This is a genomic window from Pseudomonas gregormendelii (genome assembly GCF_017114825.1).
In the GTDB taxonomy this organism is placed as follows: domain Bacteria; phylum Pseudomonadota; class Gammaproteobacteria; order Pseudomonadales; family Pseudomonadaceae; genus Aquipseudomonas; species Aquipseudomonas gregormendelii.
Window position 1 is genome coordinate 39,511 of the sequence record NZ_JADEVO010000017.1, and the last position, 23,143, is coordinate 62,653.

Genomic DNA, 23,143 nt, shown 5'->3' on the forward strand with positions numbered 1-23,143 from the left:
GTTTTGGTATGAGGATGTGGGGCGCCGATGGGGCGCTCCAGATGGATGAAAACTCGTTCACGATGCGCGTGGTGATGTCTACGGTAGTCACCTTCGCGACCAACAATAAGGCCAATCAAGACTTCTCTGTGCCTGGCAGTGATGCTTCCAACTCGGTCGCAATCGTTATTCCGATGGGGCCATATAACGAAGCGACTTCCTATCAATTCGAAACTGAAATGCTGTCGGGTGTTGCCCGTGTCTACAACTACACGCGCACTTACGCAGCCAGTCTGTCCACCAGTGGAACCATGCGATTGATGGTTATAAGGTTTGCCTGATGAGCTTCGGACTCAGCTTCACAAATAACAGCAACCAAGTGGTAATAGATTCCGAATACGCCCGACTCAACTTTATCTGCAGCGGTCGCTATTCGCCGACGCAAGAGTCTGGTCTGGGGTCAACCACGTATTTCCCCAGGGTGATCACGAGTGTTGAGCCACCTTTGGTCTTCTGTCGGCCAGACAGTGGGGGTATTGCTGGACTGACAGCCATGCAGGTGATCGGATCGGCGGGCAACTGGACCGGTTTTTACGTCCGGGCGTACGACGTCAACACTAGCCAGCCCAACGGCCGATACTTCGCTGCTTCATTTGGCGCACAGCCAGTAGCGCAGTTCGGGCTGCGGTTGTGGGATGGGTCGAGTAAATTGTTGTTCGACTCGGGCACGCCATGCGTGTTGTTCACACGTGCGTTTCAAAACTGGACCTACGTTCGTTCTGAAACAGGGCCGACCGGGAGTATCAGTAACTTCTACACGGTGCCCTTCAATTTTCCGGAAAACGAGTACCTGCTGATTAACAACTTTGGCATGTATATGGTGACCGGCTCTCCCTCTGGGCGATATTTAAAAACGCTTTGGGATTTTAATGCCGGAGTGCTGTATGCCGTGACAGCTGGATTCAACAACCCATACGCGTTTTTCCTTCCGGCTGTATTTGCCAAATTAAACGCGTAAAGATAAACGCAGCCCGCCGAGTGCGGGATTTATAGTTGATTTAATTTAGGAAGGCCCATGGCTAAGCAGACAATTGGATTAGGCACTGCGCCTACCGGTGTTGGAGGTGACACGCCCAGGACCGCCTTCACGAAGGTGCAAGCGAACTTCGATGAGTTGTATGCAGCAGATGCGGTGAGTTATAAGAAAACGAACGTGTTAGGAGCTACCACCCAGTCAGGCGGGGTAGTAACAGGTGCTTTGTTTAATTCGGGTTCAAACGCGAACGGTTTTTATACATTCATGGCGGATGGCACTCTTATTTGTACACACCGCCAATATGTATCGCTTGCACTTCCCAATGTATCCGGCGCTTGGTATTACAATCTAGCGTCGTGGATTTTTCCAACGGCATTTGTGTCGCCTCCTAAAGTGCATGTGAGTTCATGGTGTGCAGGCAGGGTAATATCGACGGGGAGAGCGAACGAGCCAACATCTTCAGTGGGGACAAGTTTTTTTATAATTTCATCTGAAAACGTACCGGCCAGCACATTCGTGCATGAGTGGACGGCGATAGGGAGATGGTTCTAATGATTATTAAACTCTTACCACAGCGTCGGGACGATGCGCTTGTGGTGTTACGATCTGGAAATCTCGTGATTGTTAACGGCGAGCCTTTCGATTTTTCGTCGATGAATGACGGCGATACCCTGCCACATACAGCAATTCGGTCTGAATGGTTCGTTGGTGATGTCGAAAAGATCGATGGTGAACTTACCCTAACGTTGCTGCTCCCAAATCCCTCGAACTGCAGCCCCGCACAAGCGTTGCCGGTTGACTTAATCAACGTTCCGAATGGATTAGTTGTCTTTCCGCCGCCTCTACCAGAAGCCTCGATCGCAATCGTGAGTGAGGTACTGCCATGAATATCGACTGGAACCAACTGATCACAAAAGCCATGAAGGATGCTGCCGTACGGAACGCGCATCTGGCCGAGATACAGGCAGAGCTATCGTCGCGCAATACCAAAGCAGTAACCCAGATCGCGCGCATCCAAGATCGAGTGGATACGCTCGGTTACGGCATCGAAGCCGGCGAGGCGAGCGAAGAGGATGAAGCCGAACAAGCAGTGCTGCAGCTCAGCCTCAAATCGTGGAAGGGCTACAAGTTCACCCTGGGCAAGGTCACCGTCCAGGCCACTTGGCCTGCCGCACCTGTCTGGCCGCTTGAGCCCACCATGCCTGACATCCCGGCAGATCCCGGGGCCATGGCTACCGAAACCCAGTAACACCCCAGCAGCACCCATCACCCGCCATCGAGCGGGTTTATTTTTGCCCAAATTTTGAAACCGGAGATTCACCATGTCCTTTATCGTCATCAACACCAGCAATAACTTCGATCCAATTCACCAGATGGAATTCGCGACCGCCGAAGAGGCCGACGCCCATGCGCGGGAAATTGTGACAACGCAACCTCAGGCAGTCGTTCGCACGGCTCAACTGATCAACACCTACACCGCGAAGGTAACCGTCACTTCGAAGCCGGTGCAGATCGTTCCGGAAGCACCTGCCAGCTAACAGAGGCATGTGACTCACGCCCGCCCCGTGCGGGCTTTTTTTCGTCTGGAGTAAAGTTATGACTGCAACTGAGAATGATCGCGACATCCTCGCTCGGACACTTTGGGGCGAGGCCCGCGGCGAAAGTCTCCCTGGCCAAATTGCCGTGGCGTGGACCGTCCGCAACCGCGTGTTCGACGGCAAGACCAAGTCATGGTGGGGGGAGGGCTACGCCAGCGTTTGCCTGAAGCCGTGGCAGTTCAGCTGCTGGAACAAAAATGATCGTAACTACCCTTACCTGAGCGGCGCGAAGCCTATCCCGGCTGCGCAATACGCTCAGGCGTTGAAGGCGGCTGATCAAGTCATGGCGGGTACCGCGCCTGATCCAACTGGCGGCGCGACTCACTACTACGCGACGACCATGCCGAAGCCGCCGACCTGGGCAAAGGACGCCAAGCAGACACTGAGGCTCGGCCAGCACGTCTTTTTCAGGGTATTCGGAAAATCCTGTTGATACAGGACTTCCCGAACCCCAAATCTCAAATTGATGAGTGTGTTGATAGAAGGGTTAAATGCTCTTACCGTTTGACGCCACGGCGTACCGGTGCGGGTCTTCAATGACCCGGTTCATGCCCGTAGCAAAGCTGGCAAGCTCCCGAACCTTGTTGCGGTAGGTGCGCAGTTCCCACCAGCAGCCCTCGATGTCGTAGCCGGCCTTATGCAGTTCGCCCAGCAGCTTTTCGCATGGCGTTTCGTCCCCACGAATGTCCCGCAGGTCATGAAGTGTCACATCAAGCCAGGCCTGCTTGTCATTGCGGACGGTCAACATGCCTGCACGTCGAGCTACCAGGGTTGCGATGGGGTAGCTGAGGTTCGGTTGGTGCTTTGGCTCCTTGCCCAGCCACTCGCCTTCAAGGGCGTAGGCCGCGATGAAGTTGCGAGCGCTGTCGAGCTGGTCAGCCGGGATGTCGGCAGCGGAACGCACACCGAAAGCGGCGTGAGTCTGTGACCAGATCTTCGAGGTGGCACGGCGTTGCATTGCAGCGGGAAGGCTCGACACCTTGCCCTTCACCACAGCACCGAGCATGTGGAAGCCGTCAGTGCCGATTGTTTGGCCGATGAGAGTGCTCATCTTGCCTTCGCTGTCTTCGTACCGGCCATGCTTGCGGATGGCTGGCAGGACTTCGGCAGTGACCCACTTCTTGAAGCGTTTGGCTTCTGCCTTGCGGCTGCGAAGGATTGCCGAATACAGCCCCGACTCGTTGATGACCAGCATTTCTTGGTCGCCGCCAGGGGTACGCACAATCTGCGTACCCTTTTCATCCTCGTCCAGGTTGCGCGTCATATCGCCAGCAATCCGGTATTGAAGAGCTGACGCCACGTCAGCAGCTACGAACCAAGGCTGATCATCGACCAGGATGGTACGAACCTGATGGGCTTCGAAGTGAAACGGAATGATTTTAGCTGTTTGCACGATGATTTCCCCTGTCTATTAGGGCTCACCACAGTTGCGACCAAGCAAAATAAGGTGGCGAGCCGTACGCAGGTTGGTCGACCGGGGACAAAGGAACCCGGCAGGGCCGAAGCCCTCCCACGCACGGCCCACCATAAAGAGGGGCATAAAAAAACGCCATGTAGGCGTCGTGCGCCATTGTCTATCCGGGCGACCAAACCCGATCACCGAATTTGCGGTGACGGGCGCACAGTAACCCCAGAATCAGAAGGCGTCAACCTTGAGCCAAAACCACATGATTTTCCGTTGAGAAAAATGATTTGTAGGTAGGCCCCAAAAGGGGTCTATCAACAACCTTTTCCGAATACCCGGAATATACAACGCTAAGTTATTGATTCTTATAGGGCGATTTGGCTGTTTCTTACCTCTTTAAAAACCTTATATTATTGTCATTTATCAATAGCTTGTGTCGGTCTCGGGGTCACCTTGACATACTGGTGGCCAAACGCTGTTGATGGACAGCTGGAGAGGGCTAAAAGCTGTCTAATACTAGCGCGGCGTTTCTCGGTTTCATTGGCCTGAAACGCGCTTATGTCGGGCTAAGGTTTTAGACAATCGTCAATGCATGCTCGCGAAACAAAACCTGCACGCCATTCCCGATGTTACTGCTGCGTCAGTGGCGCGCTGGGTGAGATTTCTAACTGACGAACGGTAGGCGGGACACCAAGGCAGGGAAGGTAGCTCGTACCAATTTTTGTACCACTGCGTGTGTTTCGCAGCAGTTTGGTGGGTGCTGCAGAGTAGGCAAACCCCAGTAAACACTGGGGTTGGCTACACTGGGAAACCTAGCGAAACCCATTTTTAATATTAGGAGTATGGCTGAAGAACTGTCGATGGTTGATCAAATAACAGGTGAAAGTCCTTGAAAAGACGTACAAAACAGCGGGTTTCCGGCGAATGGTAGGTTGGGTTCGGCGAATACAAAAAACCCCGCCATTGGCGGGGTTTGTTGGCTCAGCTTGCACGGCACAAAACGCCATCAGCCATGCAGGGTTTCTGCTGCGTACAGGGTGTTTTCCAGCAGGCACGCACGCGTCATCGGACCTACGCCGCCAGGCACTGGGGTGATCCAGCCGGCGCGGGGCAGGGCGGTTTCGTAGATCACGTCACCGACCAGCTTGCCGTCGTCCTGACGGTTGATGCCGACGTCGATAACGATTGCGCCTTCCTTGATCCACTCGCCCCGGACCAGCCCCGGCTTGCCGGCGGCGACCACCACCAGGTCAGCGCGGCCGACGTGGCCGGCCAGGTCCTTGGTGAAGCGGTGGGTGACCGTCACGGTGCAGCCGGCCAGCAGAAGTTCCATGGCCATCGGGCGACCGACGATGTTCGACGCGCCTACGACCACCGCGTCCATGCCGTACAGGTCGACGCCGGTGCTTTCCAGCAAGGTCATGATGCCTTTGGGTGTGCACGGGCGCAGCAGCGGGATGCGCTGGGCGAGGCGGCCGACGTTGTAAGGGTGGAAACCGTCAACGTCCTTGTCCGGGCGAATGCGTTCCAGGAGCTTGGAAGCGTCCAGGTGTTCCGGCAGGGGCAGTTGAAGCAGGACGCCGTCGATTGCCGGGTCGTCGTTGAGGCGATCGATCAGCTGGGTGAGTGCTTCCTGGGTGGTTTCTGAAGGCAGGTCATAAGCTTGGGACAGGAAGCCGACCTCTTCACAGTCTTTACGCTTGTGCGAGACATAAACCTGAGAGGCAGGATCGCTGCCGACCAGGATCACCGCGAGACCGGGCGTGCGCAGGCCTTGCTGGCGACGCTCGGTGACGCGTTTGGCGATCTGCTGGCGCAGGCTGGCGGCGATCGATTTGCCGTCGATTAGTTGTGCAGTCATTGCGCGTGATTAACCATCGAGAGGGGAAAAAAAGAGAACGCATTCTCGCATGTCATGCGGTGAGGGCAAAGGCGCTTGGTCTGCAAATTCCTCTAACCCCTTTAATTAAATGAATTTTTTTTAAAAAGGATTTGACGCCCTTTGGGGCGGTCTATACTATTCGTCGCACTTGTCGGGCACAGCCTAGCACTGGTTAAGAAGGTTGAGCGGAGTTCCGATTCTGCGAGACTGGAAAGCACTTAGTTTGTAGTCGTCCAAGAGTACAGATTAACAAGGCGCCCGTAGCTCAGCTGGATAGAGCATCCGCCTTCTAAGCGGATGGTCGCAGGTTCGAGTCCTGCCGGGTGCGCCATTAGGCAGCTTTGGCACAAGTAGCGCGATATGGTGGGCGTAGCTCAGTTGGTAGAGCACGGGATTGTGACTCCCGTTGTCGAGGGTTCGATCCCCTTCGTCCACCCCATATTTCAAAAGGCGCCAGATTAACAGTCTGGCGCCTTTGCTTTAACAGCTTCAACCCGCGGATGTGGTGGAATTGGTAGACACACTGGATTTAGGTTCCAGCGCCGCAAGGTGTAAGAGTTCGAGTCTCTTCATCCGCACCAAATAAAGCTTCAGTCATGCCGCTTGGCTTGAGTGGGGTTCGACGAGAAACTCCGGTTCACTTGTCATGCTACATGGTGGGCGTAGCTCAGTTGGTAGAGCACGGGATTGTGACTCCCGTTGTCGAGGGTTCGATCCCCTTCGTCCACCCCATATTTCGAAAGGCGCCAGATTTAACAGTCTGGCGCCTTTTTTGTTTCAGTGGTTCACGGCCGCAGTTACTGGGTCGTAGTGGCGGGGCGTTTCGTCGTATTTATGTTTTTCGATGATGCCGCGCCCCCCGCCGGCCTTGTTCGTAAGGTCGGTTGTCCGGGGTCTGCTCGGCAACCCCTTCTATATATAGGAGGGTTGGTGCAGAGCCCTGGCGTGATTGACCGTATTTGCCATTGGGGCGGGCTGCATTGGTGTATCCGCCCCTATAAATTGCCTGCCACGTTTTTACCCGTTTTCAGTAGGGTGACTTCTTGAGTTTGACCTACTAGAATGCATGCCCTTGATTCTGGGGTCGGAAACGGCCGGCCAACGTCTGTGCAACGAGGAATATCCATGCAAGTTTCTGTTGAAAATACTTCTGCTCTTGAGCGCCGCATGAGCATCACCGTGCCGGCTGAGCGCATCGAGATTCAGGTCAACAAGCGTCTGCAGCAGACTGCCCAAAAGGCCAAGATTGCTGGATTCCGTCCAGGCAAAGTGCCAATGAGCGAAATCAAGCGCCGTTTTGGTGCTGATGCCCGCCAGGAAGCTGTTGGTGACGTGATCCAGTCTTCGTTCTACGAAGCCGTAGTTGAGCAAAAGCTGAACCCGGCTGGGGCTCCTTCGATCGAGCCAAAATCTCTGGAAGCTGGCAAAGATCTGGAATATGTAGCCATCTTCGAAGTGTTCCCTGAGTTCACCGTTGCCGGTTTCGAAGGTATCGCTGTCGAGCGCCTGAGCGCTGACGTAACTGATGCTGATCTGGACAAGATGCTGGACGTACTGCGCAAGCAGAACACCCGCTTCGAAGAAACTGATCGCGCTGCTCAGAACGATGACCAGCTGAACATCGATTTCGTTGGCAAGGTCGACGGCGAAGTGTTCGCTGGCGGTTCCGCCAAAGGTACTCAGCTGGTGCTGGGTTCCGGCCGCATGATCCCTGGTTTCGAAGACGGCCTGGTTGGCGCTAAAGCCGGCGAAGAGCGCGTTCTGAACCTGACCTTTCCTGAGGACTATCAGAACCTCGACCTGGCCGGCAAGACCGCTGAGTTCACCGTCACCGTGAACAGCGTTTCCGAGCCGAAACTGCCAGAACTGAACGAAGAATTCTTCGCTCAATTCGGCATCAAGGAAACCGGTTTGGAAGGCTTCCGCGCCGAAGTTCGCAAGAACATGGAGCGCGAGCTGCGCCAGGCCATCAAGTCCAAGGTCAAGAATCAGGTAATGGACGGTCTGCTGGCCACCAACCCGATCGAAGTGCCAAAAGCCTTGCTGTCCAACGAAGTTGACCGTCTGCGTGTGCAGGCTGTTCAGCAATTCGGCGGCAACATCAAGCCTGATCAACTGCCTGCCGAGCTGTTCGAAGAACAAGCCAAGCGTCGCGTTGTACTGGGTCTGATCGTGGCTGAAGTGGTCAAGCAGTTCGACCTCAAGCCTGACGAAGCCCGCGTTCGCGAAATGATTCAGGAAATGGCTTCGGCCTACCAGGAACCTGAGCAGGTCGTGTCCTGGTACTACAAGAATGACCAGCAACTGAACGAAGTTCGTTCGGTTGTGCTGGAAGAACAAGTTGTGGATACTGTTCTGCAGAAGGCTAACGTGACCGACAAATCGGTCTCTTACGAAGAAGCAGTCAAGCCGGTAGAAGCTGCACCAGCCGCCTGATCGTTTTTGCGCTAAGAAGTACACACCATAAGCCAGCCTTCGCGCTGGCTTATGCGTATTCAAGACATAACTATTTGGGAGCGACTGCAGAGCATGTTCCGTAATTCTTATATTCAGCAGAACTCTGATATCCAGGCCGCAGGCGGCCTGGTCCCGATGGTTGTCGAGCAATCCGCTCGTGGCGAGCGCGCCTATGACATCTACTCGCGTCTTCTCAAGGAGCGCGTGATTTTCCTGGTTGGCCCGGTAGAGGACTACATGGCCAACCTGATCTGTGCGCAGCTGCTATTCCTTGAAGCGGAAAATCCGGACAAGGACATCCATCTCTACATCAACTCCCCGGGCGGTTCGGTGACTGCAGGCATGTCGATCTACGACACCATGCAATTCATCAAGCCGAACGTGTCGACCACCTGCATTGGACAAGCCTGCAGCATGGGCGCATTCCTGCTGACGGCCGGTGCCCCGGGCAAGCGTTTCTGCCTGCCGAACTCGCGCGTGATGATTCACCAGCCACTGGGCGGTTTCCAGGGCCAGGCTTCGGACATCGAAATCCATGCCAAGGAAATCCTGTTCATTCGCGAGCGTCTCAATACGCTGATGGCCAAGCACAGCGGGCACACACTTGAAGAAATCGAGCGCGATACCAACCGCGATAATTTCATGAGTGCGGAAGCCGCGCGTGCGTACGGGCTGATCGATGAAGTGATCTCCCAGCGCCCAGCTTAAAATAAGCAGCTCAAAATAGGGCTGGTCGGCTTGTCTGATCACCTGCGGACTTGAAAAAGCCCGCAATAGCCTTCATCTTGTGTTGCAAGCCTATCGGATTTGGATCGATCGAATGACTGACACCCGCAACGGCGAGGACAACGGCAAACTGCTTTATTGCTCCTTCTGTGGCAAAAGCCAGCATGAAGTGCGCAAATTGATTGCCGGTCCCTCGGTCTTTATTTGCGACGAGTGCGTCGACCTGTGCAACGACATCATCCGTGAGGAGGTGCAGGAAGCCCAGGCCGAAAGCAGCGCGCATAAATTGCCATCGCCTAAAGAAATCAGCGGCATCCTTGATCAGTATGTGATTGGTCAAGAGCGTGCGAAGAAGGTTCTGGCCGTAGCGGTGTACAACCACTACAAACGTCTGAACCAGCGCGACAAAAAGAATGACGACGTCGAACTCGGCAAGAGCAACATCTTGCTGATCGGCCCGACAGGCTCGGGTAAAACCCTGCTTGCCGAAACACTTGCCCGCTTGCTGAACGTTCCGTTCACCATCGCCGACGCTACCACCCTCACGGAGGCGGGTTACGTAGGTGAAGATGTCGAGAACATCATTCAGAAGTTGTTGCAGAAGTGCGATTACGACGTGGAAAAGGCCCAGATGGGCATTGTCTACATCGATGAGATCGACAAGATCTCGCGCAAGTCCGACAACCCGTCGATCACCCGGGACGTTTCCGGTGAAGGCGTACAGCAGGCGCTGCTCAAGTTGATTGAAGGCACGGTCGCTTCCGTTCCGCCTCAAGGTGGTCGCAAGCATCCGCAACAGGAATTCCTTCAGGTCGACACCCGTAACATCCTGTTCATCTGCGGCGGTGCGTTCTCCGGTCTGGAGAAAGTCATCCAGAACCGTTCCACCAAGGGTGGCATCGGTTTCAACGCCGAAGTGCGCAGCAAGGAAGAAGGCAAGAAAGTCGGTGAGTCCCTGCGTGAAGTCGAGCCTGACGATTTGGTCAAGTTCGGTCTGATCCCGGAATTTGTCGGTCGTCTGCCGGTACTTGCCACGCTGGACGAGCTTGATGAGGCTGCGCTGATGCAGATTCTCACCGAGCCGAAAAATGCTCTGACCAAACAGTATGCCAAGCTGTTCGAGATGGAAGGTGTTGACCTGGAATTCCGGGCTGACGCGCTGAAATCGGTTGCCAAACGTGCCCTGGAACGCAAGACCGGTGCCCGTGGACTGCGCTCGATTCTCGAAGGTGTACTGCTCGACACCATGTACGAAATCCCCTCGCAATCCGAGGTGAGCAAGGTGGTGATCGATGAAAGCGTGATAGAAGGCAAGTCCAAGCCACTGTATATCTACGAAAACAGTGAGCCGGCTGCCAAGGCCGCGCCAGACGCTTAAGCGTCACGCAGCTGGAATAAAGAAGGGGCCTTCGGGCCCCTTTGCTTTTTGCAGGTTTTAACACAGTCATTGCGCTTGTTTTTTTTCAAGGCAGCCCCCATCTTGGTTTCAAGCTTACTTCCATCTGTTTACGGCCTTATGGCCGCCGTAGAGGCGAAATCATGAAGACAACCATCGAATTGCCTCTCCTGCCATTGCGTGATGTTGTGGTTTATCCGCACATGGTTATCCCGCTGTTCGTGGGGCGCGAGAAATCTATCGAAGCCCTCGAGGCCGCGATGACGGGTGACAAGCAGATCCTTCTGCTGGCCCAGAGAAACCCTGCTGACGACGACCCCGGTGAAGATGCCCTTTACCGTGTAGGTACCATTGCGACTGTCCTGCAGCTGCTCAAGCTGCCTGACGGCACGGTCAAGGTTCTGGTCGAAGGTGAGCAGCGGGGCGCCGTGGAGCGCTTCAGCGAAGTGGACGGCCATTGCCGTGCAGAAGTCTCCCTGATCGACGAAGTCGACGCACCGGAGCGCGAGTCGGAAGTTTTCGTTCGCAGCCTGCTGGCCCAGTTCGAACAATATGTGCAGTTGGGCAAGAAGGTCCCTGCTGAAGTCCTGTCGTCGCTCAACAGCATCGACGAGCCAGGCCGCCTGGTCGACACCATGGCCGCGCACATGGCCCTGAAGATCGAGCAGAAGCAGGAAATCCTCGAAATCATTGATCTGTCGGCCCGGGTCGAGCACGTGCTCGCGCTGCTGGATGCCGAAATCGACCTGCTGCAGGTCGAAAAACGCATTCGCGGTCGGGTCAAGAAACAAATGGAGCGCAGCCAGCGCGAGTACTACCTGAATGAGCAGATGAAGGCCATTCAGAAGGAGCTCGGCGACAGCGACGAAGGCCACAACGAAATCGAAGAGCTGAAAAAGCGCATCGATGCCGCTGGCTTGCCGAAGGATGCCCTGGCCAAGGCCCAAGGCGAATTGAACAAGCTCAAGCAGATGTCGCCGATGTCGGCGGAAGCGACCGTGGTGCGTTCCTACATCGACTGGCTGGTGCAGGTGCCGTGGAAGGCCCAGAGCAAGGTTCGCCTGGATCTGGCCCGCGCCGAAGACATCCTCGACGCCGACCACTATGGCCTGGAAGAAGTCAAAGAGCGGATCCTCGAATACCTCGCCGTGCAAAAACGCGTGAAGAAAATTCGCGGCCCGGTGTTGTGCCTGGTCGGTCCTCCAGGGGTCGGTAAAACGTCCCTGGCGGAGTCGATTGCCCACGCCACCAACCGTAAATTCGTGCGCATGGCCCTCGGTGGCGTGCGTGATGAAGCTGAAATCCGTGGTCATCGCCGTACTTACATCGGTTCGATGCCAGGAAGATTGATTCAAAAGATGACAAAGGTGGGTGTGCGTAACCCGCTGTTCCTGCTCGATGAAATCGACAAGATGGGCAGCGACATGCGCGGCGATCCGGCGTCGGCGTTGTTGGAAGTGCTCGACCCCGAGCAGAACCACAACTTCAACGATCACTATCTGGAAGTCGACTACGACCTGTCCGATGTGATGTTCCTGTGCACCTCCAACTCCATGAATATCCCGCCTGCGCTGCTCGACCGGATGGAAGTGATTCGTCTGCCGGGCTACACCGAAGACGAGAAGATCAACATCGCCGTCAAGTACCTCTCGCCCAAGCAGATCACTGCCAACGGCTTGAAGAAAGGTGAGCTGGAATTCGACGCCGAAGCCATCCGCGACATCATCCGCTACTACACCCGCGAAGCCGGTGTAAGGGGGCTGGAGCGACAGATAGCCAAGGTTTGCCGCAAGGCGGTCAAAGAGCACGCAATGGAAAAACGCTTCTCGGTGAAGGTCACTGCCGACATGCTGGAGCACTTCCTGGGCGTGCGTAAATTCCGCTACGGCCTGGCTGAATCCCAGGACCAGATCGGTCAGGTAACCGGGCTGGCGTGGACCCAGGTGGGCGGCGAACTGCTGACTATCGAAGCCGCAGTCGTGCCAGGCAAGGGCCAGTTGATCAAGACCGGTTCCCTGGGTGATGTGATGGTCGAGTCGATCACCGCTGCTTTGACGGTGGTGCGCAGCCGGGCCAAAAGCCTGGGGATTCCCCTGGATTTCCACGAGAAGCGCGACACGCACATCCACATGCCGGAAGGGGCGACCCCGAAGGACGGCCCTAGCGCTGGTGTAGGCATGTGCACGGCCCTGGTATCGGCCCTGACTGGGATCCCGGTGCGCGCGGATGTCGCCATGACCGGTGAAATTACCTTGCGTGGCCAGGTGCTGGCGATTGGTGGTCTGAAGGAAAAACTGCTCGCGGCACACCGCGGTGGAATCAAGACCGTGATCATTCCTGAAGAGAACGTACGCGATCTGAAGGAAATTCCTGACAATATTAAGCAGGATCTGCAGATCAAACCGGTTAAATGGATTGACGAGGTCCTGCAAATTGCGCTGCAATACGCGCCGGAGCCCTTGCCTGATGTGGCTCCCGAGATAGTCGCAAAGGATGAAAAACGCGAGTCTGACTCTAAGGAAAGAATTAGCACGCATTAATACGCATTTGCCTGGGGGGCTTCCTTGACAGCTTTTTAGAGCCCTTGTTATAAAGCGGCTCTTATAGTGTCTGTAGGCCATTCAGCACTCGTTTTTGCTTTCACCAAAAAACTTAGAATCATACTCAAATAGATATAAGGGGACTTAGAGTGAACAAGTCGGAACTGATTGATGCTATCGCTGCATCCGCTGATATCCCGAAAGCTGCTGCTGGCCGTGCGCTGGACGCTGTAATCGAATCCGTCACTGGCGCTCTCAAGGCTGGCGACTCTGTTGTTCTGGTTGGCTTCGGTACTTTCTCTGTGACTGATCGTCCTGCTCGCATTGGTCGTAACCCACAGACCGGTAAGACGCTGGAAATCGCAGCCGCCAAGAAACCAGGTTTCAAAGCCGGTAAAGCACTGAAAGAAGCTGTCAACTAAGTTCGATTCAGGTTTTTGCCTATCCGGGTCGGGGTCATACCTGACCTGGCAGCGGAGCGGTAGTCCAGTCGGCGAGTCGCCGGTCCGAGACGCCGAGGGTCGCACGTTCGATCCCCTCGGTCCGCTCCGCCAGTTACGAGAAGGCGCATCCTCGGATGCGCCTTTCTTCTATCCGGATTCTACCCACGCTCCACGGTTGCCTAATTTTGAAGTTCAACCGTTTCTGGGGGACGCATGCTGCAAAATATCAGGGACAATTCACAAGGCTGGATTGCCAAAACCATTATCGGGATCATCGTTGTACTGATGGCTTTCACCGGTGTCGAAGCCATATTCCAGGCGACTAGCAACAGCCAGGACGCGGCCAAGGTCAATGGTGAAGAAATCAGTCAGAGCGAGCTCAGCCAGGCGGTTGATATGCAACGCCGTCAGCTGATGCAACAGCTGGGCAAGGATTTCGATGCCTCGCTGCTCGACGAGAAAATGCTGCGCGAATCTGCCCTCAAGGGCCTGATCGACCGCAAGCTGCTGCTGCAAGGTGCGCAGGACTCCAAGTTCGCATTTTCCGAGGCTGCTCTGGATCAAGTGATCCTGCAGACGCCTGAGTTCCAGGTGGACGGCAAGTTCAGCGCCGAGCGCTTTGATCAGGTTATTCGTCAATTGGGCTACAGCCGGATGCAATTCCGTCAGATGCTGGCTCAGGAAATGCTGATCGGCCAGTTGCGTGCAGGCCTGGCAGGCAGCGGTTTTGTCACCGACGCCCAAGTGCTTGCGTTTGCTCGCCTGGAAAAACAGACCCGTGATTTCGCCACCTTGAATGTCAAGGCCGATCCGGCGGCTGTGAAGCTGACTGACGATGAGGTCAAGGCTTACTACGACGAGCACGCCAAGGAGTTCATGACGCCGGACCAGGTGGTCATCGATTACATCGAAATGAAGAAGTCCTCCTTCTTCGATCAGGTCAGCGTCAAGGACGAGGACCTGCAGGCGGCTTATCAGAAAGAGATCGCGAACCTGTCCGAGCAGCGTCGGGCGGCGCACATCCTGATCGAAGTGAATGACAAGGTCACCGAGGCGCAAGCCAAGGCGAAGATCGAAGACATTCAGGCGCGCTTGGCCAAGGGCGAGAAGTTCGAGGCGCTGGCCAAGGAATTTTCCCAGGATCCGGGTTCGGCGAACAACGGTGGCGACCTCGGCTACGCAGGTCCGGGTGTGTATGACCCGGCCTTCGAAACGGCCTTGTACACCCTGGCCAAGGATCAGGTTTCCGCACCGGTTCGCACCGACTACGGTTTCCACCTGATCAAACTGTTGGGCGTGGAAGCACCTGAAGTGCCGACGCTGGCCAGCCTGAAAGACAAGCTGACCCGCGAACTGAAAGCCCAGCAGGTTGAACAGCGTTTCGTCGAGGCTACCAAGCAGCTCGAAGACTCCTCGTTCGAAGCCTCCGACCTGGCACAGCCGGCCCAGGACTTGAACCTGACCGTGCACACCTCCAAGCCGTTCGGCCGCGAGGGTGGCGAAGGTGTTACGGCCAATCGTGCCGTGGTCACTGCAGCGTTCAGCCCGGAAGTACTGGATGAAGGTGCCAACAGCACCGCCATCGAGCTGGATCCTGAAACTGTGATCGTGTTGCGTGCAAAGGAACACCTCAAGCCTGCCCAACTGCCGCTGGAAAGCGTGAATGCCAGCATTCGTTCGCAGTTGGCCAAGGAGCACGCCAGTGCTGCCGCCAAGACCAAGGCCGACGAGTTGATCGCCAGCCTGCGCGAGGGCAAGGCCCCAGCGGACAAGGCGATTGACGGTCAAGGCTGGAAAGTCATCGAAGCCGCCACTCGTGCTCAGGAAGGGGTTGACCCGGCTGTGCTGCAGGCGTTGTTCCGCATGCCGAAGCCGGCTGCCAAGGACCAACCGACCTACAGCAGCGTGACCCTGGCAGATGGCAGCCTGGTAATCGTGCGACTGAATTCGGTCAACGAAGCCGCTGCACCGACCGACGAAGAGAAGGCTCAATACCGTCGCTTCCTCGCCTCGCGCATTGGCCAGCAGGACTTTGCCGCGTACCGTAAACAGCTGGAAAGTGCTGCAGACATCAAGCGTTTCTGATGCCTTGCCACGCTACACGCTAGACGAAAACCCCAGCCAGCCGGCTGGGGTTTTTTTTTGAGCTCGCATTCGGTTAAGTGACATTGCTGATAAGCAAGATGGAATGGGAGGCTGAAATGATGGTCAACCACCTGTAATTGTTACAAGACGCAATCGATGCGACGCTAAGCATCGATCTGTTGCACAATACGCCCCGGACCGTTTTCTTCAGGATGTTCAATGTTTAAATCATTTCCCATGCGTGTTGTCGGGCTGGCATTGGTGCTGGGCGCTGCTGCCGGCTGTTCGTCGAAGAAAGCCGCCATCTACGAGCATGAGAACTTCGATGACTCCGGTACGTTTTCACGCAATTACCCGGTGACCGACGCACAAACCTGTGAAGCCGCTCGTCGGGCTCTGTTGAGCCAGGGCTATATCATCACCAGCAGCGATCCAAAACTGGTGAGTGGCCACAAGAGCTTTCAGCAGACTGGCGAAACCCACATGGAAATCAGTTTCAGTGTGGTGTGCGCCGATGACGGCAGCGAAGGGCACCACGCGACCATGTTCGCCAACGCCTTGCAAGACCGCTATGCATTGAAAAAGACCAACAATTCCGCAAGCCTGGGTGTCGGTGTGTTGGGCTCGGTATCGATGCCGATCGGTTCGTCGGATGATTCGATGGTGAAGGTGGCCAGCGAAACGGTATCGTCCGCCAAATTTTACGAACGCTTTTTTGCCCTGGTCGAGCTGTTCCTGCCCCCGGAAGCAAAAAAAGCTGCACACATTCCGGAAAAGCCGAAAACCGATCTGGGCATGCCTGAAACCAAGGCGGCACCGGCTGCGCTGGTACCCGCACCAGCACCAGTACCGGCTGCTGAGCCGGCGCCAGCAGCACCGATAACGGAACCTGCCCCGGCGCCGATCGAAACGGCTCCTGCGGCTTCCGAGCCGGTTACGCCACCGGCTGAAGCGGCACCGATCACGCCAGCCGAAGTCAGCGAGCCTGCGTCATCGACTGAAACAGTCACGCCACCGCCCGAATCGAGCCTGCCGCCGCCCAGCGAACCGATCCCGGCCATGCCCGCTTCAGGTCAGTAATATTCGGTCATTGATCCATGTCACCCAGGCCGTAGCTCTACGGCCTGTCTAGAAAAACCCCCGCGATAAATTCCCTGACGCCTGCTACGTTTTAATCGGTAGCCGCCGAGCGGCGCACCTGCGTCATTTTTCTTTCATGCGGGCACTTTATGCTCAAGGCGCTGGTCATTTATTCAGGCGTTTTTTTTAACGAGCAGTGAGGGATGTAACAATGGACGATTATCAAGAAGAACTGCTCGAGTACCAGGCATTCGAACTCGATCCGCTGGAACCTGCCGAAGACGCTACCGAGCTCTAGGCCTCAGGCTGATTGGCGATGGCTTCGGCGAAATTCGCCGGGGGTTTGGCCGCTCCAGCGCTTGAAGGCCCTTTGAAAGGCTTCGGCTGAAGCGAAGCCCAGCAAATAGGCGATTTCTCCGAATGCCAGTTCGGTGTCACGGATGTAGGTCATGGCCAGGTCGCGACGGGTATCGTTGAGGATTGCACGAAACTGCGTGCCTTCTTCAGCAAGCTTGCGCCGCAAGGTCCAGGTGGGCAGCTTCAGGCGTGCCGCCACTTCTTCCAGGTCGGGTTCCCGGCCGCCATTCAATAACGGCCCCAGCAGCTGAGTGATGCGTTCACGCAGGCTGCGCGTGCGGGTCAATTGTTCCAGTTCCCGCTCACACAGCTGCAACAGGTGGCGCCAAGTGCTGGGGCAGTGCTCCGGGTTACGCTGGCCGAGGCTGGCAAGGCTCAAGCGCAGCTGGTTGTGCTCGCTGCCAAACTGAATCGGGCAGTCGCCCAGGCCTTCGTAAGCTTGCGCGTAGTCTGGGGTCTGGAACTCGACTTCGATGCGTTCGGCGCGCAACGGGGCAGGGCACAGGCTCGACAGTTGATGCAACCAGCCCGAGATGATCGAATCCACCACAAAGCGGTTGTAGCTGTTGTACGGGCTGATGGAATAGAACCGCAACCAGGCACCCTGGGCGTCTTCGTGAAAGCTCGATTGGCCGCGGTAATTGGACCCGTACAAGGCTTCAAAGCGAATCAGGCAGCGGGCTCCTTCGCGTACTGTCGGAGCCTGGGCGGCGGTGATGCCCGCCAGGCCGGCCTGACTCAGGCGACTGAGCTGGCCCATGCGCAGACCCAGTGCGGGATTGCCGGTCAGTTGGATTGCGCTGTGGCCCAGGCGCATGTAGCGAGGGATCGATAACCGCGCACCGGCTTCGCTCAAGCGCGCGGCGTCGAGCCCGTATTGCTCGAGCAAGGGCTGTGGGTCCAGGTCGTGGCTGCGCACCGCATCGGCCAGGCTGTGGACGAAGCCCACCGACAGGTCTCCGAGGCGCATCGGCAGCGGTTTCATGGCCTACAACCAGAGGTTCAGCAGGCGTGCGCCACGGGCATCGCCGTCGGCAAAATGCTGGCCGTTGCTGCTGAGAAAACTATGCCCGGCGCTACCCTTGTCCCAGAACTGGCCACGCAGGAACACACTCATGCCGCCGATGGCCTGGCTGCTCGGTGGTTGCGCAGTAAGGGTCAGGCGTTGCCAGGCCTGGCCTTCACTGAGCTCACCGGCCTTGAGGCTGACCGAGCTCGGAGTGGCCAGCCCTTTGTAGCCGCGCCATGGTTGATCCCAGGCGCCGCGTCCCATGACATAGGCCGGTACTGCTACCAGTTGCGCGCCCTGTTCGTTGAGTTTGCGGTAGTTGTCCGGGTACCAGCTGTCACTGCCGATCAGTACGCCCAGGCGTCCGGCCGGCGTGTCGACGACATTCATGGCGTGCTCGCCATTGGCAGCGATCACATCACTTTGATCGAACACCGGATGGATCTGCCGTTGTGGCTGGCCGATTGGCAATCCGTCACGACCAAACACCACGCTGCTGTTGAACAGCGCACCACGGCCGATCCTCAGCCTGCCATCGATGATGCTCGGTTCGGGTAGCACGATGGACCCTGCGACCAGGGTCACGTTGAATTCTTTCGCCAGGCCACCGAAGAGTGCCTGGTAGTCCTTGGCCATGCCCTTGGCCTTCATTCGCAAATGCGCGTCATCCAGGCGATTGTCGCCTTCGGCGCCGATCCAGGCCCGGGCGAACTTCAAGGGGTTGCTCGCGGCCAGCCAGTTCATGGCTTCCTTCAGCGTGGTGGCCTGGTACAACTCGTCTTTTTCGCCGCTCACCATCAGCCAGGTGCCGACGTGTTCCGGCAGCACGACGATGGTTTTTTCGTTGAGCAGGCCCTGTTGTTCGGCCTTTTGCAGGTAAGCCGCCAGTTTGCGATGCAGGCGCGCCGGGCTTTGATAATCGGTGGGGAACAACTCGGGTTGGATACCCAACAGGTTGCCATGAGTGCCCGGAACACCCTGGTCGACCGCGAGATCAATGCGCAGGTCGGAGAGGTAATGTCCCACGGGACGGTCTGCGGCCCACATCGCGTAGGTCGTCAGGGCGGCAATCAATGCCATGGATAAGGTCAGGTACAGAAGTTTACGCATGGGAAAACAGTCAACGGCCGTGTGCAGGGTTCGCGACTAGGGTAGGGCCCATGTCGGCGCTTGCCAAGTGGCGCTGCGCATTTGGATCAATAAGTTGTCAGTTTCGGTCATTGAGCGATGGCGACGCGGCTCTTAGTCTGTCCAGCATGAATGACGGGGCCGTAGAGCTCCTGCACTTTTTCCGTGATCGCTCGTTGTGGAGTTACCGATGGCCGCCGCTTATTACCCGCACCTGTTGGCCCCGCTGGACCTGGGTTTTACCACGCTGCGCAACCGTACCCTGATGGGCTCGATGCACACCGGCCTTGAAGAGAAGCCGGGTGGATTCGAGCGCATGGCGGCTTATTTTGCCGAACGCGCTCGTGGCGGTGTCGGCCTGATGGTCACCGGCGGCATCGGCCCGAACGACGAGGGCGGGGTTTACTCCGGCGCGGCCAAGCTGACCACAGAGGAAGAGGCACTCAAACACCTGATCGTCACCCGCGCCGTGCACGAGGCCGGTGGCAAGATCTGCATGCAGATACTGCACGCTGGCCGCTATGCCTATAGCCCCAAGCAGGTGGCGCCGAGTGCCATCCAGGCGCCGATCAACCCGTTCAAGCCTAAAGAGCTGGACGAGGAAGGCATCGAGAAGCAGATCAGCGATTTTGTCACCTGCTCGACCCTGGCACAGAAAGCCGAGTACGACGGCGTGGAGATCATGGGGTCCGAAGGTTACTTCATTAACCAGTTCCTCGCGGCTCACACCAACCATCGCACCGACCGCTGGGGTGGCAGCTACGAAAACCGCATGCGCCTGCCGGTGGAAATCGTCCGGCGAGTGCGCGAAGCGGTAGGCCCGAATTTCATCATCATCTTCCGCCTGTCGATGCTCGACCTGGTGGAAGGCGGCAGCTCATGGGAAGAAATCGTCACCCTGGCCAAGGCCATCGAACAGGCTGGCGCGACCATCATCAACACCGGTATCGGCTGGCACGAAGCGCGCATCCCGACCATCGCCACCAAGGTACCGCGAGCCGCGTTCAGCAAAGTCACGGCCAAGCTGCGCGGCTCGGTGAGCATTCCCCTGATCACCACCAACCGCATCAATACACCGGAAATCGCCGAACAGATTCTGGCCGAAGGCGACGCCGACATGGTGTCGATGGCGCGACCATTCCTCGCCGACGCCGACTTCGTCAATAAGGCCGCCGCTGGCCGCGCCGATGAAATCAATACCTGCATCGGCTGTAACCAGGCGTGCCTGGACCACACCTTTGGCGGCAAACTCACCAGCTGCCTGGTGAATCCGCGGGCCTGTCATGAAACCGAGCTCAACTACCTGCCGGTGCAGCAGATCAAGAAAATTGCCGTCGTCGGCGCCGGTCCTGCCGGTTTGTCGGCGGCCACCGTGGCCGCAGAGCGCGGTCATCAGGTGACGCTGTTCGATTCGGCGAGTGAGATCGGCGGCCAGTTCAACATCGCCAAGCGCGTGCCGGGCAAGGAAGAGTTCTTCGAAACCTTGCGCTATTTCGGGCGCAAGCTGCAGACCACCCACGTGGAACTGTGCCTGAACACCCGTGTAGACGTCGCGCAACTGGTGGAGGGCGGTTTCGACGAGATCATTCTCGCCACCGGTATCGCGCCGAGAACGCCAGCGATTCCGGGGGTGGAAAATGCCAAGGTGTTGAGTTACCTGGACGTGATCCTCGAGCGCAAACCGGTAGGCAAGCGCGTGGCGGTGATCGGTGCGGGGGGTATCGGCTTCGACGTCTCGGAATTCCTGGTGCACCAAGGCGTATCGACCAGCCTGGACCGGACAGCGTTCTGGAAAGAGTGGGGTATCGATACTGCTCTGCAGGCGCGCGGCGGCGTTTCCGGAATCAAGGCAGAGCCCCACGCTCCGGCCCGTGAAGTGTTCTTGCTGCAACGTAAGAAATCCAAGGTCGGTGACGGTCTGGGCAAGACCACCGGCTGGATCCACCGCACCGGCTTGAAAAACAAACAGGTGCAGATGCTCAACAGTGTCGAGTACCTGAAGATCGATGATGAAGGTTTGCATATCCGCATTGGCGAAACCGGCGAGCCGCAGGTGTTGGCGGTGGACAATATCGTGATCTGCGCCGGGCAGGACCCGTTGCGCGAGTTGCACGATGGCCTGGTCGCGGCGGGACAGAATGTGCACCTGATCGGCGGCGCGGATGTGGCGGCCGAACTGGACGCCAAGCGCGCCATCAACCAGGGTTCGCGACTGGCTGCTCAGTTGTAACAGCAGGTCCAGCGTGCCAATGGCTGTCGCGAGCAGGCGTGCTCCCACAGATTCAGTGTGGGAGCGAGCCTGCTCGCGATAGCGTCCTTCAAGCGACTAGAATGCTGGCTCTTTCCAAGTACAATCAGACGCGAATGCTTTTTCCTCCTTCCAGTTGGCTCCCCCACGCCCCCCTCGAACCCCTTCAGCTCGATTGGCTCTCACGATCCAGTATCGAAGTCGCCGTCCTGCGCCTCGACCAGATCGACCCACTGATCAGCGGCAACAAATGGTTCAAGCTCATTGAGCATCTCAAGGCTGCAGACCTCGTCGGTGCCAAGGGCATCATCAGCCTCGGCGGCGCGCACTCCAATCATCTCCACGCATTAGCGGCGGCAGGCAAGCGCTTCGGCTTCGGCACCGTCGGGCTGTTGCGCGGTCATCCCCAGGACACGCCCACCGTTCTAGACCTGCAGGCGTACGGCATGCAATTGCACTGGCTGGGTTATGGCGGTTATCGCGCGCGGCATGAGGCAGGGTTCTGGGAGCCTTGGCGCGCCCTGTATCCAGACTTGCTGGCGGTGCCGGAAGGGGGCGGCGGTTTGCTCGGGGCCAAAGGCTGCATGCAACTCAAGTCGATGGTCGCCCAGCAATTGCATGGCCTGGGCTGGAGTGGTTACGACGGCTGGTGGCTGGCCTGTGGCACCGGTACCACCCTGGCCGGCCTGGTGCTCGCGGAGGCGGGTGCGCATCCGGTCCACGGCGCGCTGGCGGTGCCGGATGACCATGGCGTGGAGCAGCAGGTCGAAGCAATCATGCAGCAGGCCGGTTCGCCCCACAGCGCTTATCAATTGCTCGACGCCAGTCGCGGCGGGTTCGCAAAGGTCGATGCGCCGTTACTTGAATTCATCGAGCAGACCGAGCAGGCCAGCGGTATTGCACTGGAACCGCTCTACACCGGCAAGGCATTGCTCGCGCTAAAACAGCACATCGACGCCGGCAAACTCAAGCCAGGGTCGCGCCTGATCTTCATCCATACAGGCGGCTTGCAAGGCCGGCGAGGATTTCAGACGGCGCCAAGTCCCTGAGCCCCGCGTTCGCCTCAGCCCCGTTTAGGCATCATCCGCAACAAGGTGTTATCACGCACCACGTAATGGTGATAAAGCCCCGCCAGTGCATGCAGCCCAATCAGCCAGTAGCCGATCGTGCCACCCAGCTCATGCCAGCCCTCGATCTGTTTCGCCAGCGCCTTGTCTTCCGGGATCAGTAACGGCAGGTCGAAGCCGTAGAACATCACTTGGTGGCCCTTGGCGCTGGTGGTCAGCCAACCCAGTATCGGCATGGCAATCATGAACAGATATAACGCCCAATGCATCGCCTTGGCGAGTGCGTTTTGCCAGCGCGGTGAGGCCGGGAATATTCTGGGGGCGGGGCCGACACTGCGCGCCAACAGGCGCAGCCAGACCAGGACGAAGACCGTCAGGCCGAGCATGAAATGCGATTCGGTGATCAACGTCCGCCCGCCACTGCCTTTGGGGAACGCTCCACGAAACTCGATACAGGCATACACCAGCGCCAGCAGGACCAGCATCAACCAATGCAAGGTGATGGATACGGTGCTGTAACGTGATTCAGAACTCTTCCACGGCATACAGGTATTCCTCACGGGCGGTTTGCAGGTTCACCGCTCTTTCGACGGTGTGCCTTAACTGTAAGCCCGTTTCGTCCCGTGCGCCTGTCGCGATCCTTCTTTCAATGCCCTGGGTCAACCTTCAGCCAACAAAAAAGGCGCCAGGCCCGACGGGGGCTGGCG

Annotated in this window: 21 protein-coding genes and 4 tRNA genes; 20 read left to right on the top strand and 5 right to left on the bottom strand. The window is 57.3% G+C overall.

The window, feature by feature from the left end:
* Nucleotides 1-8: 8 nt before the first annotated feature.
* The 7 genes from IMW75_RS13680 to IMW75_RS13710 all read left to right on the top strand — a co-directional run bounded on the left by IMW75_RS13680 (nt 9) and on the right by IMW75_RS13710 (nt 3,046).
* The gene (locus tag IMW75_RS13680) at nt 9-320 is read left to right on the top strand and encodes a hypothetical protein (RefSeq protein ID WP_205892959.1); all 312 of its coding nucleotides are present in this window, start codon (nt 9-11) and stop codon (nt 318-320) included.
* The gene (locus IMW75_RS13685; protein ID WP_205892917.1) at nt 320-997 is read left to right on the top strand and encodes a hypothetical protein; all 678 of its coding nucleotides are present in this window, start codon (nt 320-322) and stop codon (nt 995-997) included. Before IMW75_RS13680 ends, IMW75_RS13685 begins: the two co-directional genes overlap by 1 nt.
* 57 nt (nt 998-1,054) lie before the next feature.
* Nucleotides 1,055-1,567 (top strand): hypothetical protein, encoded by a 513-nt coding sequence (locus IMW75_RS26945; protein ID WP_237142285.1) that lies wholly within the window; start codon nt 1,055-1,057, stop codon nt 1,565-1,567.
* Nucleotides 1,567-1,902: a hypothetical protein gene (locus tag IMW75_RS13695; RefSeq protein ID WP_205892918.1), complete on the top strand. Its 336-nt coding sequence runs from the start codon at nt 1,567-1,569 to the stop codon at nt 1,900-1,902. Before IMW75_RS26945 ends, IMW75_RS13695 begins: the two co-directional genes overlap by 1 nt.
* A complete protein-coding gene (locus IMW75_RS13700) occupies nt 1,899-2,264 on the top strand; it encodes a phage tail protein (RefSeq protein ID WP_205892919.1) in 366 nt (121 codons plus the stop codon). Before IMW75_RS13695 ends, IMW75_RS13700 begins: the two co-directional genes overlap by 4 nt.
* A gap of 73 nt (nt 2,265-2,337) precedes the next feature.
* A complete protein-coding gene (locus IMW75_RS13705; RefSeq protein WP_205892920.1) occupies nt 2,338-2,553 on the top strand; it encodes a hypothetical protein in 216 nt (71 codons plus the stop codon).
* Nucleotides 2,554-2,611: 58 nt separating this feature from the next.
* On the top strand, nt 2,612-3,046 hold the full coding sequence (locus IMW75_RS13710) for a cell wall hydrolase (RefSeq protein ID WP_205892921.1): 435 nt from the start codon (nt 2,612-2,614) through the stop codon (nt 3,044-3,046).
* 54 nt (nt 3,047-3,100) lie between these two features.
* Here the strand turns inward: IMW75_RS13710 and IMW75_RS13715 are convergent, their stop codons facing one another.
* Together IMW75_RS13715 and folD are read right to left on the bottom strand one after the other, a co-directional pair.
* Entirely contained in the window at nt 3,101-4,006 is a 906-nt protein-coding gene (locus IMW75_RS13715; RefSeq protein ID WP_205892922.1) for a BRO family protein, read from the bottom strand.
* A gap of 1,018 nt (nt 4,007-5,024) precedes the next feature.
* Nucleotides 5,025-5,879, bottom strand: coding sequence for a bifunctional methylenetetrahydrofolate dehydrogenase/methenyltetrahydrofolate cyclohydrolase FolD (gene folD / locus IMW75_RS13720; protein WP_045060163.1), 855 nt, complete (start codon nt 5,877-5,879; stop codon nt 5,025-5,027).
* Between the two features lie 275 nt (nt 5,880-6,154).
* On the opposite strand from folD, the gene IMW75_RS13725 reads away from it, so the two are divergent.
* From IMW75_RS13725 to IMW75_RS13775, 11 genes are all read left to right on the top strand, one after another.
* Nucleotides 6,155-6,231: transfer RNA gene (locus tag IMW75_RS13725), tRNA-Arg, on the top strand.
* 32 nt (nt 6,232-6,263) lie between these two features.
* A tRNA-His gene (locus IMW75_RS13730) sits at nt 6,264-6,339 on the top strand.
* Nucleotides 6,340-6,396: 57 nt separating this feature from the next.
* Nucleotides 6,397-6,481, top strand: a tRNA-Leu gene (locus IMW75_RS13735).
* 75 nt (nt 6,482-6,556) lie between these two features.
* Nucleotides 6,557-6,632, top strand: a tRNA-His gene (locus tag IMW75_RS13740).
* Between the two features lie 393 nt (nt 6,633-7,025).
* Nucleotides 7,026-8,336 (top strand): trigger factor, encoded by a 1,311-nt coding sequence (gene tig, locus IMW75_RS13745; protein WP_045060164.1) that lies wholly within the window; start codon nt 7,026-7,028, stop codon nt 8,334-8,336.
* A gap of 93 nt (nt 8,337-8,429) precedes the next feature.
* A complete protein-coding gene (gene clpP / locus IMW75_RS13750) occupies nt 8,430-9,065 on the top strand; it encodes an ATP-dependent Clp endopeptidase proteolytic subunit ClpP (protein WP_045060165.1) in 636 nt (211 codons plus the stop codon).
* Nucleotides 9,066-9,177: 112 nt separating this feature from the next.
* Nucleotides 9,178-10,461, top strand: a complete 1,284-nt coding sequence (gene clpX / locus IMW75_RS13755) for an ATP-dependent Clp protease ATP-binding subunit ClpX (RefSeq protein ID WP_007946893.1) — start codon at nt 9,178-9,180, stop codon at nt 10,459-10,461.
* Between the two features lie 161 nt (nt 10,462-10,622).
* On the top strand, nt 10,623-13,019 hold the full coding sequence (gene lon / locus IMW75_RS13760) for an endopeptidase La (protein WP_045060166.1): 2,397 nt from the start codon (nt 10,623-10,625) through the stop codon (nt 13,017-13,019).
* Between the two features lie 149 nt (nt 13,020-13,168).
* Entirely contained in the window at nt 13,169-13,441 is a 273-nt protein-coding gene (locus IMW75_RS13765; RefSeq protein WP_002552737.1) for an HU family DNA-binding protein, read from the top strand.
* 234 nt (nt 13,442-13,675) lie between these two features.
* Nucleotides 13,676-15,547 carry a SurA N-terminal domain-containing protein gene (locus IMW75_RS13770; RefSeq protein WP_122839345.1) on the top strand — a complete coding sequence of 624 codons (1,872 nt, stop codon included), beginning with the start codon at nt 13,676-13,678 and terminating at the stop codon, nt 15,545-15,547.
* Between the two features lie 219 nt (nt 15,548-15,766).
* The gene (locus tag IMW75_RS13775) at nt 15,767-16,627 is read left to right on the top strand and encodes a DUF2242 domain-containing protein (protein WP_045060168.1); all 861 of its coding nucleotides are present in this window, start codon (nt 15,767-15,769) and stop codon (nt 16,625-16,627) included.
* A gap of 301 nt (nt 16,628-16,928) precedes the next feature.
* Here the strand turns inward: IMW75_RS13775 and IMW75_RS13780 are convergent, their stop codons facing one another.
* Both IMW75_RS13780 and IMW75_RS13785 read right to left on the bottom strand, forming a co-directional pair.
* The gene (locus IMW75_RS13780) at nt 16,929-17,969 is read right to left on the bottom strand and encodes an AraC family transcriptional regulator (protein ID WP_205892923.1); all 1,041 of its coding nucleotides are present in this window, start codon (nt 17,967-17,969) and stop codon (nt 16,929-16,931) included.
* Between the two features lie 3 nt (nt 17,970-17,972).
* Nucleotides 17,973-19,103, bottom strand: coding sequence for a carbon-nitrogen hydrolase family protein (locus IMW75_RS13785; protein ID WP_045060235.1), 1,131 nt, complete (start codon nt 19,101-19,103; stop codon nt 17,973-17,975).
* A gap of 208 nt (nt 19,104-19,311) precedes the next feature.
* On the opposite strand from IMW75_RS13785, the gene IMW75_RS13790 reads away from it, so the two are divergent.
* Both IMW75_RS13790 and IMW75_RS13795 read left to right on the top strand, forming a co-directional pair.
* Nucleotides 19,312-21,351, top strand: coding sequence for an NADPH-dependent 2,4-dienoyl-CoA reductase (locus tag IMW75_RS13790; RefSeq protein ID WP_205892924.1), 2,040 nt, complete (start codon nt 19,312-19,314; stop codon nt 21,349-21,351).
* Between the two features lie 134 nt (nt 21,352-21,485).
* Nucleotides 21,486-22,418, top strand: coding sequence for a 1-aminocyclopropane-1-carboxylate deaminase/D-cysteine desulfhydrase (locus tag IMW75_RS13795; RefSeq protein ID WP_205892925.1), 933 nt, complete (start codon nt 21,486-21,488; stop codon nt 22,416-22,418).
* Nucleotides 22,419-22,432: 14 nt separating this feature from the next.
* Here IMW75_RS13795 and IMW75_RS13800 read toward each other — a convergent pair whose 3' ends face one another.
* Nucleotides 22,433-22,981, bottom strand: coding sequence for a cytochrome b (locus IMW75_RS13800; RefSeq protein ID WP_205892926.1), 549 nt, complete (start codon nt 22,979-22,981; stop codon nt 22,433-22,435).
* Nucleotides 22,982-23,143: the final 162 nt, after the last annotated feature.

Bases quoted from the DNA above. Each gene is read 5' to 3' on its own strand.
- IMW75_RS13695 (WP_205892918.1), top strand. From the start codon at position 1,567: ATGATTATTAAACTCTTACCACAGCGTCGGGACGATGCGCTTGTGGTG.
- folD (WP_045060163.1), bottom strand. From the start codon at position 5,879: ATGACTGCACAACTAATCGACGGCAAATCGATCGCCGCCAGCCTGCGC.
- IMW75_RS13785 (WP_045060235.1), bottom strand. From the start codon at position 19,103: ATGCGTAAACTTCTGTACCTGACCTTATCCATGGCATTGATTGCCGCC.
- IMW75_RS13710 (WP_205892921.1), top strand. From the start codon at position 2,612: ATGACTGCAACTGAGAATGATCGCGACATCCTCGCTCGGACACTTTGG.
- IMW75_RS13705 (WP_205892920.1), top strand. From the start codon at position 2,338: ATGTCCTTTATCGTCATCAACACCAGCAATAACTTCGATCCAATTCAC.
- IMW75_RS13780 (WP_205892923.1), bottom strand. From the start codon at position 17,969: ATGAAACCGCTGCCGATGCGCCTCGGAGACCTGTCGGTGGGCTTCGTC.
- clpX (WP_007946893.1), top strand. From the start codon at position 9,178: ATGACTGACACCCGCAACGGCGAGGACAACGGCAAACTGCTTTATTGC.
- IMW75_RS13790 (WP_205892924.1), top strand. From the start codon at position 19,312: ATGGCCGCCGCTTATTACCCGCACCTGTTGGCCCCGCTGGACCTGGGT.
- IMW75_RS13685 (WP_205892917.1), top strand. From the start codon at position 320: ATGAGCTTCGGACTCAGCTTCACAAATAACAGCAACCAAGTGGTAATA.
- IMW75_RS26945 (WP_237142285.1), top strand. From the start codon at position 1,055: ATGGCTAAGCAGACAATTGGATTAGGCACTGCGCCTACCGGTGTTGGA.
- clpP (WP_045060165.1), top strand. From the start codon at position 8,430: ATGTTCCGTAATTCTTATATTCAGCAGAACTCTGATATCCAGGCCGCA.
- IMW75_RS13700 (WP_205892919.1), top strand. From the start codon at position 1,899: ATGAATATCGACTGGAACCAACTGATCACAAAAGCCATGAAGGATGCT.
- IMW75_RS13775 (WP_045060168.1), top strand. From the start codon at position 15,767: ATGTTTAAATCATTTCCCATGCGTGTTGTCGGGCTGGCATTGGTGCTG.
- tig (WP_045060164.1), top strand. From the start codon at position 7,026: ATGCAAGTTTCTGTTGAAAATACTTCTGCTCTTGAGCGCCGCATGAGC.
- IMW75_RS13800 (WP_205892926.1), bottom strand. From the start codon at position 22,981: ATGCCGTGGAAGAGTTCTGAATCACGTTACAGCACCGTATCCATCACC.
- IMW75_RS13795 (WP_205892925.1), top strand. From the start codon at position 21,486: ATGCTTTTTCCTCCTTCCAGTTGGCTCCCCCACGCCCCCCTCGAACCC.
- IMW75_RS13770 (WP_122839345.1), top strand. From the start codon at position 13,676: ATGCTGCAAAATATCAGGGACAATTCACAAGGCTGGATTGCCAAAACC.
- lon (WP_045060166.1), top strand. From the start codon at position 10,623: ATGAAGACAACCATCGAATTGCCTCTCCTGCCATTGCGTGATGTTGTG.
- IMW75_RS13680 (WP_205892959.1), top strand. From the start codon at position 9: ATGAGGATGTGGGGCGCCGATGGGGCGCTCCAGATGGATGAAAACTCG.